General features: G+C 59.7%; 19 protein-coding genes and 1 tRNA gene. 12 read left to right on the plus strand and 8 right to left on the minus strand.

Translation table 11 applies throughout. The features are described 5' to 3' along the window. Positions 1-437: 437 nt before the first annotated feature. Positions 438-1,484 (plus strand): low specificity L-threonine aldolase, encoded by a 1,047-nt coding sequence (locus ASD36_RS23305; protein ID WP_060506551.1) that lies wholly within the window; start codon positions 438-440, stop codon positions 1,482-1,484. Here ASD36_RS23305 and ASD36_RS23310 read toward each other — a convergent pair whose 3' ends face one another. After that, positions 1,485-2,363 (minus strand): LysR substrate-binding domain-containing protein, encoded by an 879-nt coding sequence (locus tag ASD36_RS23310; protein WP_060506552.1) that lies wholly within the window; start codon positions 2,361-2,363, stop codon positions 1,485-1,487. 96 nt (positions 2,364-2,459) lie between these two features. Between ASD36_RS23310 and ASD36_RS23315 the strand changes: the two genes are divergently transcribed. After that, the gene (locus tag ASD36_RS23315) at positions 2,460-3,443 is read left to right on the plus strand and encodes a bile acid:sodium symporter family protein (protein ID WP_060506611.1); all 984 of its coding nucleotides are present in this window, start codon (positions 2,460-2,462) and stop codon (positions 3,441-3,443) included. Between the two features lie 12 nt (positions 3,444-3,455). On the opposite strand, the gene ASD36_RS23320 is transcribed toward ASD36_RS23315, so the two are convergent. Together ASD36_RS23320 and ASD36_RS23325 are read right to left on the minus strand one after the other, a co-directional pair. Continuing rightward, positions 3,456-4,256, minus strand: a complete 801-nt coding sequence (locus ASD36_RS23320) for an APH(3') family aminoglycoside O-phosphotransferase (protein WP_060511889.1) — start codon at positions 4,254-4,256, stop codon at positions 3,456-3,458. A gap of 154 nt (positions 4,257-4,410) precedes the next feature. Further along, entirely contained in the window at positions 4,411-4,887 is a 477-nt protein-coding gene (locus ASD36_RS23325) for an Hsp20 family protein (protein ID WP_037100077.1), read from the minus strand. Positions 4,888-5,423: 536 nt separating this feature from the next. Between ASD36_RS23325 and ASD36_RS23330 the strand changes: the two genes are divergently transcribed. Then, entirely contained in the window at positions 5,424-6,401 is a 978-nt protein-coding gene (locus ASD36_RS23330; protein ID WP_060506612.1) for an alpha/beta hydrolase, read from the plus strand. Positions 6,402-6,409: 8 nt separating this feature from the next. Here ASD36_RS23330 and hisN read toward each other — a convergent pair whose 3' ends face one another. Next, positions 6,410-7,183: a histidinol-phosphatase gene (gene hisN, locus ASD36_RS23335; RefSeq protein ID WP_060506554.1), complete on the minus strand. Its 774-nt coding sequence runs from the start codon at positions 7,181-7,183 to the stop codon at positions 6,410-6,412. Positions 7,184-7,567: 384 nt separating this feature from the next. After that, positions 7,568-8,452 carry an N-formylglutamate amidohydrolase gene (locus ASD36_RS23340; protein WP_060506556.1) on the minus strand — a complete coding sequence of 295 codons (885 nt, stop codon included), beginning with the start codon at positions 8,450-8,452 and terminating at the stop codon, positions 7,568-7,570. Between the two features lie 195 nt (positions 8,453-8,647). Between ASD36_RS23340 and cpdR1 the strand changes: the two genes are divergently transcribed. From cpdR1 to ASD36_RS23370, 6 genes are all read left to right on the plus strand, one after another. Further along, entirely contained in the window at positions 8,648-9,010 is a 363-nt protein-coding gene (gene cpdR1, locus ASD36_RS23345; RefSeq protein ID WP_018327941.1) for a response regulator CpdR1, read from the plus strand. A gap of 95 nt (positions 9,011-9,105) precedes the next feature. Further along, positions 9,106-9,180, plus strand: a tRNA-Val gene (locus tag ASD36_RS23350). A gap of 172 nt (positions 9,181-9,352) precedes the next feature. Continuing rightward, positions 9,353-9,541: a hypothetical protein gene (locus ASD36_RS23355; RefSeq protein ID WP_060506557.1), complete on the plus strand. Its 189-nt coding sequence runs from the start codon at positions 9,353-9,355 to the stop codon at positions 9,539-9,541. A gap of 426 nt (positions 9,542-9,967) precedes the next feature. Beyond that, complete coding sequence (ilvD, locus tag ASD36_RS23360; RefSeq protein ID WP_060506558.1) at positions 9,968-11,812, plus strand: dihydroxy-acid dehydratase; 1,845 nt, start codon at positions 9,968-9,970, stop codon at positions 11,810-11,812. Positions 11,813-11,967: 155 nt separating this feature from the next. Next, a complete protein-coding gene (locus tag ASD36_RS23365) occupies positions 11,968-12,396 on the plus strand; it encodes a lipocalin-like domain-containing protein (RefSeq protein ID WP_060506559.1) in 429 nt (142 codons plus the stop codon). A gap of 186 nt (positions 12,397-12,582) precedes the next feature. After that, complete coding sequence (locus tag ASD36_RS23370; RefSeq protein ID WP_060511890.1) at positions 12,583-13,509, plus strand: cation transporter; 927 nt, start codon at positions 12,583-12,585, stop codon at positions 13,507-13,509. A gap of 31 nt (positions 13,510-13,540) precedes the next feature. Here the strand turns inward: ASD36_RS23370 and ASD36_RS23375 are convergent, their stop codons facing one another. The 3 genes from ASD36_RS23375 to ASD36_RS23385 all read right to left on the minus strand — a co-directional run bounded on the left by ASD36_RS23375 (position 13,541) and on the right by ASD36_RS23385 (position 15,459). Beyond that, positions 13,541-14,266: a class I SAM-dependent methyltransferase gene (locus ASD36_RS23375; RefSeq protein WP_060511893.1), complete on the minus strand. Its 726-nt coding sequence runs from the start codon at positions 14,264-14,266 to the stop codon at positions 13,541-13,543. Between the two features lie 288 nt (positions 14,267-14,554). Then, on the minus strand, positions 14,555-14,953 hold the full coding sequence (locus tag ASD36_RS23380; protein WP_060511895.1) for a VOC family protein: 399 nt from the start codon (positions 14,951-14,953) through the stop codon (positions 14,555-14,557). A gap of 59 nt (positions 14,954-15,012) precedes the next feature. After that, complete coding sequence (locus tag ASD36_RS23385; protein ID WP_060511897.1) at positions 15,013-15,459, minus strand: MarR family transcriptional regulator; 447 nt, start codon at positions 15,457-15,459, stop codon at positions 15,013-15,015. A 72-nt stretch (positions 15,460-15,531) separates the two neighbouring features. On the opposite strand from ASD36_RS23385, the gene ASD36_RS23390 reads away from it, so the two are divergent. From ASD36_RS23390 to ASD36_RS23400, 3 genes are all read left to right on the plus strand, one after another. Continuing rightward, positions 15,532-16,263, plus strand: coding sequence for a thioredoxin family protein (locus ASD36_RS23390; RefSeq protein WP_060511899.1), 732 nt, complete (start codon positions 15,532-15,534; stop codon positions 16,261-16,263). Positions 16,264-16,305: 42 nt separating this feature from the next. Beyond that, a complete protein-coding gene (locus ASD36_RS23395; protein ID WP_060511901.1) occupies positions 16,306-16,785 on the plus strand; it encodes a DUF1579 domain-containing protein in 480 nt (159 codons plus the stop codon). Between the two features lie 62 nt (positions 16,786-16,847). After that, the gene (locus ASD36_RS23400; protein WP_060511903.1) at positions 16,848-17,621 is read left to right on the plus strand and encodes a VOC family protein; all 774 of its coding nucleotides are present in this window, start codon (positions 16,848-16,850) and stop codon (positions 17,619-17,621) included. Positions 17,622-17,650: the final 29 nt, after the last annotated feature.

A 17,650-nucleotide genomic window follows, 5' to 3' on the forward strand; every position in this document is an offset into this window, starting at 1 on the left:
GAACCATCGATGGCATCAGGCACAGAGTGCTCACGACCATCGAGACTGTCCCGCCGGCCCGGACGACAGAGCGTCCGGCGCGGTCTACAATCGTCAGCCGGCAACCGCATCAGGCGGGCTTTCCGGCGTCTTTCCGGTCTTGAGACCGAAATAGGACAGTCATACTGTCCTATTTCATAGGCTCTATGCCAGAAAGCCCCCTCTTCCGCAAGACCACTAATGCAAAATATTCGACCGAATTTTGCCGAACATTGCGGTTAATTTCGTCTTTTTGTAATTTTCTTTCGACAACTCCTCATTTTCTTCAATTTGGTTTCAAACTGGTCTGACATTGTCCCTATCTCGCTTCGAACGGATTGATTGCCGCCACAGCATCCTTATGGTCACTCCGGACCAATCAATTCGGGGCATTTCCCCCGAAATAGCAGGATCACATCATGATTTTCTCTTCCGACAACTGGGCGGGCGCCCATCCCGTGATTGCCGAAAGCCTCGTCAAGGCGGCCGGTGGCTTTGCCTCCGCCTACGGCACCAGCGAACTCGACAAACGTGTGGAAAAGAAGCTCTCCGATGTGTTTGAGCGCGACGTCGCGGTGTTCTTCGTCGCCACCGGCACCGCCGCCAATTCCCTGGCGCTGGCCAGTACCAATCGCCCGGGCGGCCACGTGCTCTGCCACCGTGAAGCGCATGTGAACGCCGACGAATGCGGCGCGCCGGAATTCTTCTCGCACGGCGCCAAGCTCGCCCCGGTCGATGGCCCCATGGGCAAGATGGATCCGGCCCGTCTGGAAAAGGAAATCCAGCGCACCCGTGGCGGCGGTGTCCATGGCGGCCAGCCGATGGCCATCACCATGACGCAGGCGACCGAAGCTGGGACCGCCTATACCCTCGACGAAATCGATGCGATCGCTGCCATCGCCAAGTCTGCAAAGCTCCCCTTGCATATGGATGGCGCCCGTTTTGCCAACGCGCTTGTGACACTCGGCACAACACCGGCCGAAATGACCTGGAAACGCGGCATCGACCTGCTCTCCTTCGGCGGCACCAAGAACGGTTGCTGGTGCGCCGAGGCGCTGATCCTGTTCGATACGTCGAAGGCCGAAGAAATGGGCTACTTGCGCAAGCGCTCCGCCCAGCTTTTCTCGAAGTCCCGCTTCATTGCCGCCCAGTTCGATGCCTATCTCGAAGGTGATCTCTGGCTCGATCTCGCCCGCCATGCCAACAGCATGGCAGACCGGCTTGCCGCGGGCATCGAACGGTCGAACAGCGCCCACCTTGCCTGGCCGACCGGCTCCAATGAGCTTTTCGTCGTCCTGAAAAAAGAGGTTGCCGCAAAACTTCAGGCAGACGGCGCCGTCTTCTATGACTGGCCTGTGCCTCATGCGCTGGCGGATTCCGTTTCAGAAGACGAAGGCCTCTACCGCCTGGTCGCCAGCTTCGCGACCACACCGGAGAATGTCGACCAGTTCCTGAAAGCCCTCTGATCAGAGCGTTGATTTCCCTGTCGCGGCTGCGGCCTGCGGGCCGCCGACCGTAGTCAGGATCTCGCCGGACAGGGCCTCCACCAGTGCCCTGTCCGCGCCACGCCGCGCCACCAGCACGAATTCCACATCCTCAAGCCGCGGCAGCCGATCCGAGGTGATTTCCCGCAAGCCCGCCGGTGCCATGCTGCGTGGCTGCACCAGAACGCCCATGCCTGCACGCGCCGCAGCCGTCAGACCGCTGAGACTGCCGCAGGTGCAGACGATCCGCCACGGCACACTCGCCCGCTCAAGCGCTTCCAACGCCACGCTGCGGGTAATGCTCGGCGGCGGAAAGGCGATTAGAGGCAAGACATCACCGCGCATCACCCGTTCGGGATCACGCGCCAGCCAGACCAGCGGCTCGCGGTAAACCAGCTGGCCCCGCGCATCGCCGATCCGCCGTTTGGCCAGCACCAGATCGAGCGCGCCCTCATCCTGCATCTGGTAAAGCGTGCCGCTCAAGGCGACGGTCAGCTCGAGATCGACCGAAGCATGCGCCCGGGTAAAATCCTCGAGCACCGCCGGAAGGCGGCTCATGACAAAATCTTCCGACACGCCAAGATGCAGCCGCCCATGCAGGCTGCGCTCGGCAAACAGCGACTTCACCTGCCCATCCAGCGACAGCATGGCGCGGGCCGGCCCCAGTAGCGCTTCACCATCCGCCGTCAGCGACACCCGATGCGTATCGCGCTCGACCAGCTTGCGGCCAAGATCGGCTTCCAGCCGGCGGATATGCTGGCTGACCGTCGATTGCCCGAGCCCCAGCCGCTCGGCCGCAAGCGTAAAACTCGCCATCTGCTCGACGGCGAGAAAACTGCGAAGCTGCACCAGATCCAGCATTGATCATCCTGAAATGTGATAATCGTTATTTCTTGCATTCGATATCATAATGACAATGATGCCGCCATCTGCTTTCCGATGACCTGGACGATCAATATGCGCCGCTTCCTGCCCGATACTTTCACCATCCTGCTCGTCTGTACGGTGATCCTTGCATCGCTCTTGCCCATTTCCGGCAAACCGGCAGAGTGGTTTGGCCTGGCGACGAAAATCGCCATCGGCCTTCTGTTCTTCCTGCATGGAGCGCGGCTGTCGCGCGATGTCGTGGTGGCCGGTGTGCTGCATTGGCGGCTGCATCTCGTGATTTTGGCGTCGACCTTCGTGCTCTTCCCGCTGCTCGGTCTGGCCATCGGCTTCCTGCCGGAAAGCGTTCTGCCCCCTGCCCTTTACACCGGCATCCTCTTCCTTTGCGTCCTGCCCTCGACCGTACAATCGTCGATCGCCTTCACGTCGATGGCGGGCGGCAATGTGCCCGCAGCGATCTGCGCCGCGTCCGCTTCCAACATTTTCGGGATGTTCCTGACACCGCTGCTGGTCGGCCTGCTGTTTGCCTCCGGCGGCCAGGGAGGCTTCTCGCTCGATGCCCTGGAGCAGATCCTGCTGCAGTTGCTTGCCCCGTTCATCCTCGGTCAGATCCTGCAGCCATGGATCGGCAACTTCATCCGCGCCCGCAAGAAACTATTGATGCCGGTCGATCGCGGCTCGATCCTGATGGTCGTCTATCTCGCCTTCAGCGAGGCGGTGACGGAACACATCTGGAGCACATTCTCCATCCGCGACATCACGGTCGTCATCGTGCTCGACATCCTGCTTCTGGCCATCGTGCTGATCGTCACCATGTATGGCAGCCGCCTGATGGGCTTTTCGCGGGAAGACGAGATCGCCATCACCTTCTGCGGCTCCAAGAAAAGTCTTGCCAGCGGCGTGCCGATGGCCAACGTCATCTTCGCCGGCCAGGGCATCGGCAGCATCGTCCTGCCGCTGATGCTGTTCCACCAGATCCAGCTGATGGCCTGCGCGGTGATCGCCCAGAAATATGCCGAACGCTCACGGCGCCTCGCGGTTGCCGCGGCGGAGTAAAGCCGCCGGAGTTTAGAAAAACTCGTCCAGCAATTGATAATAAGCGAGCTTGGCGCGATCCGGCTGAGGGACACCGTAGAGATCAAGGAAGGCTTGTCCCCAAGCCTCGCCAAAATCGTCACAAACACTGCGATAGGCAAGCGCCAGGTCCTGATAGCGGTCAGCGACGCCCAGACGGGCGCAGTCGATAAACCCGCTGAACCGCCCATCCTGCGCCAGCAGGTTCGGCAGGCACGCATCGCCATGCGTCACAACGAGGTCGGCGCCGTCAGGCTTTTGTGTTTCAAGAAGCTGGAAGAGGTCTTCGGCCGATTGATCAAGCCGCGCCTCATCAAAGTCGTCCTCGTCAACCTCGCCTGCCTCCATCCGCGCCTTGGCTAGCGCCAGCCGGCCGGAAAGGCTTTGGTCGAACGGGCAGGTCCGGATATCGATGGCGTGCAGCAGCTGCAAAGCGGTGGCCAGGATTTCGATGCACTGTTGCGGCGTGATCGGCGCAACCGACAAATCACGCCCCGGGATAGCGCTGAGCAGCAGCCAGTTCTGGCCGTCGTGAACGTCCGGCGCAACAACGTTCGGGCAGGCAATCCCCGCCCCCGCCAGCCATAGCAATCGTGTTGCCTCGTCGGGCAATTCGCCAAACGGCCCAGCCGGCTCGCATTTCACAAAGAGGTCTGGCTTTCCATCCCCGACCAGCTTGAAGACGCCAGCTGCGGACTGACCAACCTCGTCGCGCTCGAAATGATAGGACGACGGCCGGATACGCCACTCCGGTGGCAGTGCCTCAACGGGCAGCACGGGGGACAATTCGCTCATCAAACCCTCTTTTTCTCCAGCGCAAAATCGCCGCCTCGCTGCTATTACAGCGGCGAGACTCCCTCATAAAAAAAGCCGTTTGCAACACGCGGCTGCAAACGGCTCTGGATTATCAACAGCGCCCGCTCAGACGCTGCATCGTCTCATCAACAGCTTAGTTGGTGCTGCCGGTGACCTGCGTGGCTTCGATCTGCTTCGGCGCCGACTGGGCGGCAACGATGTCGATGCGGCGCGGCTTGGCGGCTTCCGGGATCTCGCGCAGGAGATCGATGTGAAGCAGGCCGTTCTTCAGCGAAGCGGACTGGATTTCCACGTGGTCGGCGAGCTGGAAGCGGCGCTCGAAGGCGCGCTTGGCGATGCCGCGATACAGAAACTGGTTTTCAGTTGCCTTTTCTTCGCTCTTCTCGCCCTTGACGGTCAGCGTGTGCTCGCGGGCTTCGATCGAAAGTTCACTTTCGTCAAACCCGGCAACGGCCATGGTGATCCGGTAGGTGCTCTCGCCGGTCCGCTCGATATTGTAGGGCGGATAGGTCTGCGACTGGTCCGGCTGGCCGAGACTGTCGAGCATGGTGAAGAGACGGTCGAAACCGACGGTGGAACGGTAAAGGGGGGAAAAATCAACGTGACGCATGGTGTCCTCTTGTGAGCAACTGGTGTGCGATCTTGGCTCCGTCATCCCGTATGCGGCGATGGCAGAACCGGTGGAACGAGCCCGACTTCGGCGCCCGTGAGAAGGAGATGGGAATTGTTTTTACGGCCTTCAAGCCCCCTTCGACACAAGAGTAAAACACCGCCGCAAAAGCGCAATCCGCCGATAAACGCAGGATGAACGGCCGGTTCCGGAACCGTTCAGCTTGAGGGCGGTAAAACCACAACATCGGAGACGAGGCTGGCAGCGGCGGTGAGCGTCCCTTCTCCCACATGCTGCCTGTCCTCACCCGATCGACTGTCTCTGGCCGGGAACGGTATATCGTCCCCCACCGTTTCCGGCCCTTTTCCCATCCTTTTCTTTGACGGGACAAATCCTCTGCCGTATCTCTGCTTTCTGGCCTGCACCCTTCCTTAATCGCTATCGATCAAGGATGCGCCATCACACATCCGGTGCATTGCCGGCGCATCCTGTGCCGCTATCGCATCCGCAAAGACCCGCCGGACACGGACCTGCCCATGACGCCTACGCTTTACTCCACCCCGGACAATCCGATCCCCGGCAATCATACCGTCGGTTTCTTCGAAGGCGTGGGTAATCGCAAGATCCGCTATGCAATCTTCAAGTCGGATACACCCGTTGCCAAGGGCACGGTCGTGCTGTTGCAGGGCCGCAATGAATCGATCGAGAAATATGCCGAGACGATCGGCGAACTGACGGCGCGCGGCCTGTGGGTGGCAACCTTCGACTGGCGCGGCCAGGCCGGTTCAGAACGCCTGTTGAAAAACCCGCGCCGCGGCCATGTCCGGCGCTTCGCCGACTATGAGAGCGACCTCAGCACGTTCCTCGAAAAGATCGTCCTGCCCGATACGCGGCTGCCCTTCTTCATGCTGGCCCATTCAATGGGTGCGCTGGTGGCCCTGTCGCAGGCACCGATGCTGGCGAGCCGCATCGACCGGCTTGCCGTTGCCGCCCCGTTCGTGGCGCTCGGTGGCCAGAAGGTCGGTCATGGCATGATCGGTTTCATGGCCGCCGCGTTCAGCCTCTGCGGCCTGGGTTCCCTGCCGCTGATGCGTGACAAGGGTTCGCGGCCCTTTTCGGAAAACCTTTTGACATCGGATGCCCGCCGCTTTGCCCGTAACACGGCATTGACCGATGCCCATCCGGAGCTGGCGCTCGGTCCCCCCTCCGCCCGCTGGCTGCATGAGACCTTCAAGGCAATCAAGCGCATCGCCAGCCGCGAGCACCTGACGCAAATCCGCGTGCCGACCATCGTGCTGGCGCCGACGCAGGACAAACTGGTGCCGCATCTGGCGGTGGAGACCCTTGCCCGCAATTTCCGTGCCGGCCACATGATCCCGATCGACGGCGCCCGGCATGAGCTTCTGCACGAAGCCGACCATTACCGCGCCCAGGCGATCGCCGCCATCGAGGCCTTCATCCCCGGCAGCACCGCGGAAATGGCCTTGATGGAAAAGGAAGACCTCACGGCCTAGTTTGGCTGTCAGCCCTTCAGAATGGCCAAAGCCTGTGCGTGAACTTCGGCGCTGCCGGCTGCAATGACTTCGCCACCCATTTCCGCCGGGCCGCCATTCCAGCTGGTGACGATGCCGCCTGCCTGTTCGATGAGCGGTATGATCCCGCCGACATCATAGGGCTTCAGGCCGCATTCGATGACCAGATCGATGTGACCGGCCGCCAGCAGCGCGAAAGCGTAGCAATCGCAGCCGTAGCGGGCGAGCTGCACCTTGCTTTGCACCGCTTCGAAACGAGTCTTGATATCACCGGTGTAGAGATGCGGCGACGTGGTGAACATGATCGCCTGCGAGAGATCGGCGCAAGGCCGCGTCGAAACGATCTTGTCCTCGCCCGGCCCGCGATAATGGGTCTTCTTGCCATCGGCAAAATAGCGCTCGCCGGTAAACGGCTGGTCCATCAGCCCCATCACTGCCTCGCCTTTGTGATAAAGGCCGATCAGCGTGCCCCAGACCGGCAGGCCGGAAATGAAGGCGCGTGTTCCGTCGATCGGATCGATCACCCAGACGTAATCGCGGTCGAGGCCAACATTGCCGAACTCTTCGCCGAGAATGCCGTGCTCGGGGAAATGCGCCTCGATCAGCGCCCGGATTGCTGTCTCGGCTGCCCGGTCGCCCTCGGTCACCGGGTCGAAACCGGCAGCTTCCTTGTTGGCAACGCTGATGCCGGTGCGGAAACGCGGCAGGGTCTGTGCCTTGGCAGCATCGGCAAGGCGATCGAAAAACTCACGGTCCGGCAGCATGAAACCTCACGAAAATCGGGAATTGGAAGGCTGAATCTGCTTATGGCACATTTTTTTGAAAAAGAAGTCTTGAACGGAAAAATCGGTAAAAATCGTGCCAGCCGGCCATCGCGGAAGCGGTCCTGCCCCGAAATTTCGAAGAACGTGCCTCAAAAATCGAAAACAAGGACAACATCGCCTGTTTTATGGCAGATCGGCGCCGATACGGCTTTGATGCAACGCACCAATTACGGTCAAGTCTTGCTTGACAATTGTGCAATGCAATATTAGCTTTTTCCTACAGCCACTTGTGGCTGTAAATACCCTCCTTGGGTGTTTCCTCCCTAGACTTAGCCGCGCCACAAGCGCGGTTTTTTTTGTCTTTGTGTCAGGGAAAAGACCGGCCTATTCGGCCGCCAGCGAGGTGCTTGGCGAATAGGTCTGCACATGGGCCGCCAACCCGCCGAGAAACATCCCGATCGCTTGTGCCAGCATCGGAAAGTCCTTCTTCTTCTGCAGGGTCGCTTCGTCGACATAGAGACCGCGATTGATCTCGATCTGCAGTGCGTGCAGCCCGCGGGCCGGGCGGCCGTAATGCTCGGTGATGAAACCGCCGGCATAGGGCTTGTTGCGGGCGACGGAAAATCCGAGATCCTCCAGCAGCGACACGGCTGCCCGTGACAGATCCGCAGACGCGCTGGTGCCGTAGCGGTCGCCGATGATGAAATCCGGCCGCTGGCCCGTACCGGCCAGCCGGATATTGCCCGGCATCGAATGGCAATCGATCAGAACCGCCAGCCCGAACTGCACATGCGTGCGGGCGATCAGCCGCCGCAGGCAGGCATGATAAGGCTTGTAGATCGTCTCGATCCGATCGAGCGCCTCTGCGACTGGAAAGCGGCTGCGATAGATTTCCATGTTTTCCGCCACCAGCCGCGGCACCGTGCCGAGACCGCCGGCCACCCGCATGGAGCTGATATTGGCAAAAGACGGCAAAGGCCCGTCGAACATCTTCGGGTCGAGTTCATAGGGCTCGCGGTTGACATCGAGGAAGGCCCGCGGGAAATGCGCCATTAACAATGGCGCGCCCATATCTGTTACGGAATGGAACAGTTCGTCGACGAAATGATCCTCCGACCGGCGGATCGACACATCGTCCAGACGGGATTTTTCCAGGAAGGACCGGCTGTAAACCCTGCCGCTGTGGGGGGAATTGAAGACAAAGGGAATGCGTTGCATTTCCGGCTCGCGAACTTCGAACTGTTCGGTTTCGCTGACGTTCTGCGTCATCGCAGCCCTTTTTTACCATGTCACAATCTTGATAGTTCGTGTATGTTGCCAGCAGGCAGCAATCATGTCCATAGTCGTTTCCTGCCTGTGAACGGGGTTTGACCTCATGTCTTCACCGGATATTTACTCAACTGCGGTTTCATGACGTTACCGCAATTCCCGACATCGACATTTAAGGTGCAACGGCTTTAATCCATGAGTCCAAAAATTCTCCTCGCCGAAGACGATAACGACATGCGCCGCTTCCTGGTGAAAGCCCTGGAAAAGGCCGGCTATAAGGTATTGTCGTTCGACAATGGCGCCAGCGCCTATGACCGGCTGCGCGAAGAGCCGTTTTCGCTTCTTCTGACCGATATCGTCATGCCTGAAATGGACGGCATCGAGCTCGCCCGCCGGGCAACCGAACTCGACCCGGACCTCAAGGTCATGTTCATCACCGGCTTCGCTGCCGTGGCGCTCAATCCTGATTCGAAAGCTCCGAAGGATGCAAAGGTGCTGTCGAAGCCCTTCCACCTGCGTGATCTTGTGGATGAAGTGAACAAGATGCTGGCCGCATAGCCTGCGCCGCAAGGGCCGCAAAACTTCCTGTCAAAAAGCCGAAAAAAGCCTATTGACGCCCCAGGAGGTTTATGGTCTATGCGCCGACATCGGATGGGCGTGTAGCTCAGCGGGAGAGCACTACGTTGACATCGTAGGGGTCACAGGTTCAATCCCTGTCACGCCCACCATCCAGTTTCTAAAGGCCTTTCGGGAAACCGGGAGGCCTTTTTCGTTTGGCACTCGCCTGTCCCGACCCTATCTTGTCTGTAGGCCAGCAGGCTTTGCACCGGCCGTCGCGATCACGCTCGGCGCTGAGGCGCCCATCAACGATACACCACGAACCAAGGATGATTTTCACCCGTGAACGAACCACGTTACGATCTTCGTCAGGAGAAGAATGGCACCTGGACTGTCATTGACGTCGTCACAAGCCTGCCTGCAGCCTCCGATGGCCGTGATCTGACAGGCCTTGAGCGCGACGACGCCAGGGACATTATGGAGGCACTGAACAGGGATCACCTCGCAGGCCGCAAAAGCCCGCTGGTGTAGCTCCAAAAATCCCCTCCCCGTTGCCGGAGAGGAGATTGGTAAAATGGTTTACGTGCTAAAATTGCTGGGTTGCAAAGTGTCCAGCACCGTCAGTAAAGAATGAAATGCTGCACTGCGCATCCCCCAAACAAGGTAGGCAGAGACCGTTATTCTTCGAAATCAATATGTTGGGCAGAAAACCGGCCCAGAATGGCCACGATTTCACCAAGACCGCACAAACCTGCAATTCAGAGCTAGGACGCCGATTGGCAAATCCCTCGACGCGTGCAGCGCGCAAAGATCCATGCTATGATCCCTCTCCAAAAAACACGAAATATTGTTACGAAATTCGTGACGCGGGCGCAGTTTTGCGATACGAACCGCTGAAATTGTGGTCCCTGAACCCTATATCTGCCGTTCACCCAGACAAGATCAAGGAAGACGTCCATGCCTGCCTATCGCTCCCGCACCACCACCCACGGCCGCAACATGGCCGGCGCTCGCGGCCTTTGGCGGGCGACGGGCATGAAGGACAGCGATTTCGGCAAGCCGATTATTGCAGTGGTCAATTCATTCACCCAGTTCGTGCCCGGCCATGTGCACCTCAAGGACCTCGGCCAGCTGGTTGCCCGCGAAATTGAAGCCAATGGCGGCGTCGCCAAGGAATTCAACACGATCGCCGTCGATGACGGCATCGCCATGGGTCATGATGGCATGCTCTATTCGCTGCCGTCGCGCGAGATCATCGCCGATTCGGTCGAGTACATGGTCAATGCGCATTGTGCCGATGCGATGGTCTGCATCTCCAACTGTGACAAGATCACCCCCGGCATGCTGATGGCGTCGCTGCGCCTCAACATCCCGGTGATCTTCGTCTCCGGCGGCCCGATGGAAGCTGGCAAGGTCGTGCTTTCCGATGGCAAGATCCACGCGCTCGATCTGGTCGACGCGATGGTTGCCGCCGCCGATGACAAGATGTCGGACGAGGACGTCAAGACCATCGAGCGCTCCGCCTGCCCGACCTGCGGTTCCTGCTCCGGCATGTTCACGGCCAACTCGATGAACTGTCTGACCGAGGCACTGGGCCTGTCCCTGCCCGGCAACGGCTCGACTTTGGCGACCCATTCGGATCGTGAAAAGCTGTTCCTCGAAGCCGGCCGCCGCATCGTCGGTCTTGCCAAGCGCTATTATGAAGCCGAGGACGTCACGGCACTGCCGCGCACCATCGCCTCGAAGGGTGCCTTCGAGAATGCGATGGCGCTCGATATCGCCATGGGCGGCTCGACCAACACCGTTCTGCACATCCTGGCTGCCGCCCATGAAGGCGAAGTCGATTTCACCATGGATGATATCGACCGGCTGTCGCGCAAGGTTCCGTGCCTGTCGAAGGTCGCACCGGCCAAGGCCGACGTGCACATGGAAGACGTGCACCGCGCCGGGGGCATCATGGCGATCCTCGGCGAACTCAACCGCGCCGGCCTTCTGAATGCCGACCTGCCGACCGTGCATGAAAAGACGCTCGGCGATGCGCTCGCCAAGTGGGACATCGCCGTCACCGACAATCCGGCAGCACTTGAACTGTTCAGTGCCGCCCCCGGCGGCGTGCCGACCCAGGTCGCGTTCAGCCAGAGCGCCCGCTGGAAGGAACTCGATACCGACCGCGAAAACGGCGTCATCCGCGATGCCCAGCATCCATTCTCCAAGGATGGCGGCCTGGCAGTCCTCAAGGGCAATATTGCCATCAACGGCTGCATCGTGAAAACGGCCGGCGTCGATGAATCGATCCTGAAATTCTCCGGCCCAGCCCGCGTCTTCGAAAGCCAGGATTCGTCGGTCAAGGCGATCCTTGCCAACGAAGTCAAGGCCGGCGACGTCGTGGTCATCCGTTATGAAGGCCCCAAGGGCGGCCCGGGCATGCAGGAAATGCTCTATCCGACCAGCTACCTGAAGTCGAAGGGTCTCGGCAAAGCCTGCGCGCTGATCACCGACGGCCGTTTCTCGGGCGGCACTTCGGGTCTCTCGATCGGCCATGTCTCGCCGGAAGCGGCGAATGGCGGTCTGATCGGCATCGTGCGCGAAGGCGACATGATCGACATCGACATCCCCAACCGGACGATCTCGCTGCGCGTTGACGAAGCCGAAATCGCTGCCCGCCGCACTGAACAGGACGCCAAGGGCTGGAAGCCGGTCGAACAGCGCAAGCGTAAGGTCACGACGGCGCTGAAGGCATATGCCGCATTCGCCACCTCGGCCGACCGTGGCGCCGTCCGCGATCTGGGCGATCTCGGCTAGCCAGATCGACCTGCCGCCTCCTTCTCATTCAAAAATGTGAAATCGCCGCATCGGCGATTTCACATGGCACTGATCGGGCCTCTCGCGCTCTGGCCTCAGTCGCATGCTGTCTGCTATGATCCAACCTTCTGGAGGAATGACCTTTGGAGGGGGGAATGACGAACGTTGCCACGTTGCTCGGGACCTGGCGTATGCTCAGCTGGAAGAGGACATTCATCACCACCGGCGAAGTGGCTGATGCCATGGGGGCTGATCCCGTCGGCTATATTTGTTATCACGCCGATGGACGCATGATGGCGTTGGTCGTCAATCGCCATCGGCCTGCGCTCAGGGGAACGACGCCGGCGGACGATGAAAAAATTGCTCTCTTCGATTCCATGCTGGCCTATGCAGGCACCTATACGGTTGAGGACGGCAGGGTCATCCACCACGTCGACACCAGCTGGAATCCTGCCTGGGGCATAACCGACCAGGTGCGTCCCTTTTCGATTGTCGGCGATAAGCTGATCATCAGCGACGCGCCGGGCGTTGACCCGGTAACGGGACAGGACGTCATCTACCACCTCGAGTTCAGCAGAGTTTGACGGAACGGCGCTGAAGAGGCTTCGGCAATCCCTTGCAACCCCCCGCCCCGTCTGCCTGTTCGATGGTGCTTACATACATATTTGCTATTCCTGGCAAAGCCGCCATTCGGCCGTCATTCTACCCTAGGCAAATATTCCAAACGCACCCACAATCGCACGTCAAGCCTCCTAGCCCCGAGTAAACCCATGCAAGCCGAACAGACCATCCTGAAAATATCCATCGGCATGACAATCCTGATTGCCTGTTCCGGTATTCTCTTCGGCATCATCACCGGCTCATTCTCGATTGCATTCGACGGCGTTTATTCGCTTGCCGACGCCAGCATGAGTACGCTGGCGCTGGTGGTCGCCCGGCTGATCGCCATCGATGCGGACCCGAGCCGCGGCAAGGGCAAGCTGCGGGCGCGGTTCTCCCTCGGGTTCTGGCATCTCGAACCGATCGTCCTTGGGCTGAACGGCATCCTGCTGATGAGCGTCGCCGTCTACGCGCTGATCAACGCGATCATCAGCATCCTCTCCGGTGGTTATGTGCTGGAGTTCAACTATGCGATCCTCTATGCGGCCATCACACTCGTGGCGTGCCTGACGATGGCAATTGTCGTCCGGAAGAAAAACACAACGATCCGCTCCGAATTTCTGGCGCTTGATGCCACCGCGTGGATCATGTCTGCCGGCATCACGGCAGCCCTGCTCATCGCTTTCATCGCCGGTTTTTTTGTTGAAGATACAACGTTCGCCTGGATCGCACCCTATATCGATCCGGCCGTTCTGGCGCTGGTTTCGGTCGCCATCATCCCGATGCCGATCGGCACGGTGCGCCAAGCGCTATCGGATATCCTGCTGCTGACGCCAGAGCCGCTGCGGGCAAGGATCGACGACGTGGCAACAGACGTGGTCAAGGAACAGGCTTTCCTCTCCCACCGCGCCTATGTCGCCCGCATCGGCCGGTTGATGCAAGTGGAACTCTATTTCATCGTCCCGGCGGGCATGCCTGCCCGGACGATCGAGGAGTGGGATCAGCTGCGCGACGACATCGGCGCCCGCATCGGCAGCGAAGGCCCCAACCGCTGGCTGACCATCGCCTTTACGGCGGATTCGGAATGGGCGGAATAACCCTTGCTTCCCCAAGCTGAACCTGGCGCTGCTACCTACGCGCAGAAACCAGAAGGAACATCGGCCGCTCGCGCTCATCCGCCCATTCCGGATGAGCGGCCACTTGCTCCAGAGACGGCCCCCATTCCTCGACATGCTCGAGCGTGAAGCCGAGGCGGATCAGCATATTGAGGAGCGTCCCCATCGTCCGGTGCTGTTTGACGACGCCCTTGGCCAGCCAGTCCGTCGTGCGCGGGCCTTCATCGAGATAGCCATTGACCGGCCATGTTGCACGTCCATCGGCATCCTTCGACCAGCCGGGATGAGCCGGCGCCATGTAGATCGGATGCTCGACCGAAAACACCAGCTGGCCGCCGGTCACCAGCGCCGCATGGACGCGCGCCAGCAGGCGATCCAGGTCTTTGAGGTAATGAAAGGCGAGCGAACTGTAGACGAGATCGAAGGATGCCTTGGGCAGTTCCAGCACTTCAAGATCGGCCCGTTCATAGCGGATGGCCGGATCGGACGTTGCCACGGCCCGCGCCAGCATGTTCTCCGACACATCGAAACCCAGCACGCTTTCGGCGCCCTCCTGCTTTGCAAACCGGCAAAACCAGCCGAAACCGCAACCGAGATCGACGACCCGCTTGCCCTTCAGATTAGGAAGCAGCGCCCGGATCGATGTCCATTCCGCCGCCCCGTCCAACCCCTCGACCGACCGCCCAAGCTGGCTATAGCCCTCGAAGAATTCGGGATTGTCGTAGACGTTCTGCGTCATGGTTCACCATTCTTTCTGCGGTCGACGGACAGATACCGACATGCTCGGTGCGTGCCGTCATGTCAGCCTTTTGTGGTGGGAATTGTCGGTTTGCAATGAATTTGCCCAAATGAGTCCCGCAAAGCGAGGCGTCAGCCTTGTGGGCAAACCTTATCCTCCGTCATCCTCGCCCTTGTGGCCGGGATCCAGCCACGGCGCGTCCGCGCCGTGAGAGAACTGTTCAATCGGGACTTCTCGCATCTTGCGCCGTAGACGCGGCGCATCCCTGAGCATCCGCGAGGGCCACGATCAACCCGCCGCCTGCGGCTCCATATAAGCCAGCTCCCAGACATGACCATCCGGGTCCTGAAAACTGCAGCCATACATAAATCCATAGTCCATGACCGGCCGCCATGCCTTGCCACCCAGCGACAGCGCCTTGGCCAGCGTATCGTCCACCTCCTGGCGGCTGCTCGCAGACAGCGCTGTCAGGACTTCCGTCGATTTGCTCGTATCGCTGATCTCGTCGATGATGAATTCCTTGAAACGGGCCTCGTGCATCAACATGACGAAGATGTTCTCCTCGACGATCATGCACAGCGTCTCGTCGTTGGAAAAATCCGGGTTGAAGCCGAAACCGAGCCCGGTGAAAAACGCTTTCGACCGGGCAACATCCTTCACCGGCAGATTTACGAAAATCATCCTCATTGACAGTCTCCTCGTTGATTATCGGGATTGCCGCCCTCAGGCGGGGTGAAAATGGATGGTCAGGCAAGCGCCAGAAGGTCTGAGCGCAGCCGCTCCGGGCGCCCCTCGCCAAGTGCCGCATCGACCTCGGCATGAGTGCTCTTCCAGATCGGCACCGCCAGGGACAACAAGGCATGGCCTGCCGGCGTCAGCTTCATCCGCCGCAACCGGCGATCCTTGTTATCTGTCATGACAGTCACCAGCCCACGCTTCTCCAGCGGTTTTAGCGCTGCCGTCAATGTGGTACGATCCATGGCCAGCAGATGGGCAACCGGCCCCATGCCGGGCGGCTCCGGACGATTGAGCGACATCAGCAGCGAAAACTGCCCGTTGGTCAGATCCAGCGGCCGCAAGGCTTCATCGAATTTCCGCGCCAAGACTCGCGCCGCACGCTGCACATGAAGGCACAGGCATGTGTCGCGCACATGAAGGGTGGTCTCGAAGGGAATCACGGCAGGCTTTGACATGTGCTAATAATGTTGATATCAACCTATTCAGTCAAGCGGAACGAAACGCGATTTTCTGAGGAGGAATGAACGATGTTGAGAAATCCGGTTGTATCACGCGAAGAGTGGCTGGAAGCCCGCAAGGCGCTGCTCGCCACCGAGAAGGAAGAAACGAAGCTGCGCGACAAGGTCCGCGCCGAACGGCAGAAAATGCCCTGGGTGAAGGTCGAAAAGACTTACACGTTCGATACACCTGCCGGCAAAAAGACGCTGGCCGATCTGTTCGACGGCCGCAGCCAGTTGATGATCTACCATTTCATGTTCGGACCCGATTGGGAGGCCGGCTGCACCGGCTGCTCGTTCCTTGCCGATCATATCGACGGCACGCTTTCCCATCTCAACAATCACGACGTCACACTGACCTGCGTTTCCCGCGCCCCGCTCGCCAAGCTTGAGGCCTACAAGAAGCGCATGGGTTGGAAGTTTCCGTGGGCCTCGTCCTTCGGCAGCGATTTCAATTTCGACTACCACGTCTCCTTCACCAAGGAGGAACTGGAAAGCGGCAAGGTCTTCTACAATTTCCGCGAAACCTCCAGCGACGATGCCCATGACGAACTGCCCGGCATGAGCGCCTTCATTCGCGACGAGAGCGGCAATATCTATCACACCTTTTCAGACTACGCCCGCGGCGGTGAGGAAATCCTGACGACGATGATGATCCTCGACCGGGCACCAAAAGGCCGCAATGAAACGTCAACGTTGAGCTTCGTGAAACGGCATGACGAATATGAAACGCAGCCGAAGGCGCATTCCTGCTGCGCCTGACTTGATCTGACCGGCAATCGCACCCGAGAGGAGTATGAAGCAATGCCTGCAGAGCTTGTTGATGAACACCGGTGGCTGGAACAGCTGGCCGGTAGATGGCGCCTCGCGTTCAAGTCGCCCACGGGAAGCGGCGACTACGATTCCTGCGGTACCTGGGAAGAAACCGTTCGTACGCTTGGTGGAACCTGGGCCATCTGCGAGGCGATCGGCGCCATACAGGACGGCAGTTCGGCGACCAATATCCTGTCCATCGGCTTCGACCCATCCAGGAAATGCTATGTCGGATCCTTTGTAAGTTCCGACATGACGAACCTTTGGGTTTACGAAGGCGCGCTCGATGAAACCGGCAAGGTCTTGACACTCGACTCCGAAGGTCCAGACTTCGAAAACACCGGCCGAACGGCCCGCTACCAAGACATCATGACCATCCAGGACGTGGACAGGCGAAACTTTTCGTCCCGTGTTCAGAATGCCGACGGCACGTGGAAGCCCATCATGTCCTGCGACTACACCCGCATTTGAACAGACCACCCCCCTTTCCGGCCGGATGGTCATCCATATCAAAATCAAAGAGGAGGAATACGATGAAAAAGCCGCATGGCGCGTTCGTCTGGTACGAACTGATGACCACCGACACCAAGGCTGCCGAAGCCTTCTATGATGACGTGGTCGGCTGGACCTCTGCCGATTCCGGCATGCCGGATGCGAACTACACGCTGTTCAAGACCAATGGCCTGCGTGTCGCCGGCCTGATGACCATGCCACAAGGCGCCCTCGACATGAACATTCCGCCGGCCTGGCTCGGCTATGTCGGCGTCGATGACGTCGATGCCGCAGCCAAGAAGCTCGCCAAGCTTGGCGGCACCGTTCACCGTCAGCCGGAAGACATTCCGGGCGTTGGCCGCTTCGCCGTCGTCGCCGATCCGCACGGCGCGGTTTTTGCCCTGTTCGGGTCCGATGATGGCGACATGCCGGATATCAAGCAGATGGACCCCGGCAGCATCGGCTGGCATGAACTGATGGCCGGCGACCTTGCTACCGACTTCCCCTTCTATCAGGAAATGTTCGGCTGGACGAAGGACGAGGGGCTGGATATGGGCGATATGGGTGTCTACCAGCTCTTTTCCCATGATGGCGCGCAGATCGGCGGCATGATGAAAAAGCCGGAAGCCATCCCGGCACCGCCCTATTGGGGCTTCTACTTCAACGTCGATGCTCTCGACGCCGCCATCTCAAAAGCAACCGCCAAGGGCGGCAAGGTCGTCAATGGCCCGATGGAAGTTCCCGGCGGCGCCTGGGTCGTCAACTGCGTCGATCCGCAAGGCGCCTACTTCAATCTTGTGGCGATGAAGCGTTAAATCCACTCCTCCCGCGGCAAGGCACCGGC

The sequence above is a fragment of the Rhizobium sp. Root1334 genome (assembly GCF_001426665.1).
In the GTDB taxonomy this organism is placed as follows: Bacteria; Pseudomonadota; Alphaproteobacteria; order Rhizobiales; family Rhizobiaceae; genus Pararhizobium.

What these genes read in the sequence shown, in the direction of transcription:
- ASD36_RS23305 (WP_060506551.1), top strand. Translation starts at nt 438, where the DNA reads ATGATTTTCTCTTCCGACAACTGGGCGGGCGCCCATCCCGTGATTGCC.
- ASD36_RS23310 (WP_060506552.1), bottom strand. Translation starts at nt 2,363, where the DNA reads ATGCTGGATCTGGTGCAGCTTCGCAGTTTTCTCGCCGTCGAGCAGATG.
- ASD36_RS23315 (WP_060506611.1), top strand. Translation starts at nt 2,460, where the DNA reads ATGCGCCGCTTCCTGCCCGATACTTTCACCATCCTGCTCGTCTGTACG.
- ASD36_RS23320 (WP_060511889.1), bottom strand. Translation starts at nt 4,256, where the DNA reads ATGAGCGAATTGTCCCCCGTGCTGCCCGTTGAGGCACTGCCACCGGAG.
- ASD36_RS23325 (WP_037100077.1), bottom strand. Translation starts at nt 4,887, where the DNA reads ATGCGTCACGTTGATTTTTCCCCCCTTTACCGTTCCACCGTCGGTTTC.
- ASD36_RS23330 (WP_060506612.1), top strand. Translation starts at nt 5,424, where the DNA reads ATGACGCCTACGCTTTACTCCACCCCGGACAATCCGATCCCCGGCAAT.
- hisN (WP_060506554.1), bottom strand. Translation starts at nt 7,183, where the DNA reads ATGCTGCCGGACCGTGAGTTTTTCGATCGCCTTGCCGATGCTGCCAAG.
- ASD36_RS23340 (WP_060506556.1), bottom strand. Translation starts at nt 8,452, where the DNA reads ATGACGCAGAACGTCAGCGAAACCGAACAGTTCGAAGTTCGCGAGCCG.
- cpdR1 (WP_018327941.1), top strand. Translation starts at nt 8,648, where the DNA reads ATGAGTCCAAAAATTCTCCTCGCCGAAGACGATAACGACATGCGCCGC.
- ilvD (WP_060506558.1), top strand. Translation starts at nt 9,968, where the DNA reads ATGCCTGCCTATCGCTCCCGCACCACCACCCACGGCCGCAACATGGCC.
- ASD36_RS23365 (WP_060506559.1), top strand. Translation starts at nt 11,968, where the DNA reads ATGACGAACGTTGCCACGTTGCTCGGGACCTGGCGTATGCTCAGCTGG.
- ASD36_RS23370 (WP_060511890.1), top strand. Translation starts at nt 12,583, where the DNA reads ATGCAAGCCGAACAGACCATCCTGAAAATATCCATCGGCATGACAATC.
- ASD36_RS23375 (WP_060511893.1), bottom strand. Translation starts at nt 14,266, where the DNA reads ATGACGCAGAACGTCTACGACAATCCCGAATTCTTCGAGGGCTATAGC.
- ASD36_RS23380 (WP_060511895.1), bottom strand. Translation starts at nt 14,953, where the DNA reads ATGAGGATGATTTTCGTAAATCTGCCGGTGAAGGATGTTGCCCGGTCG.
- ASD36_RS23385 (WP_060511897.1), bottom strand. Translation starts at nt 15,459, where the DNA reads ATGTCAAAGCCTGCCGTGATTCCCTTCGAGACCACCCTTCATGTGCGC.
- ASD36_RS23390 (WP_060511899.1), top strand. Translation starts at nt 15,532, where the DNA reads ATGTTGAGAAATCCGGTTGTATCACGCGAAGAGTGGCTGGAAGCCCGC.
- ASD36_RS23395 (WP_060511901.1), top strand. Translation starts at nt 16,306, where the DNA reads ATGCCTGCAGAGCTTGTTGATGAACACCGGTGGCTGGAACAGCTGGCC.
- ASD36_RS23400 (WP_060511903.1), top strand. Translation starts at nt 16,848, where the DNA reads ATGAAAAAGCCGCATGGCGCGTTCGTCTGGTACGAACTGATGACCACC.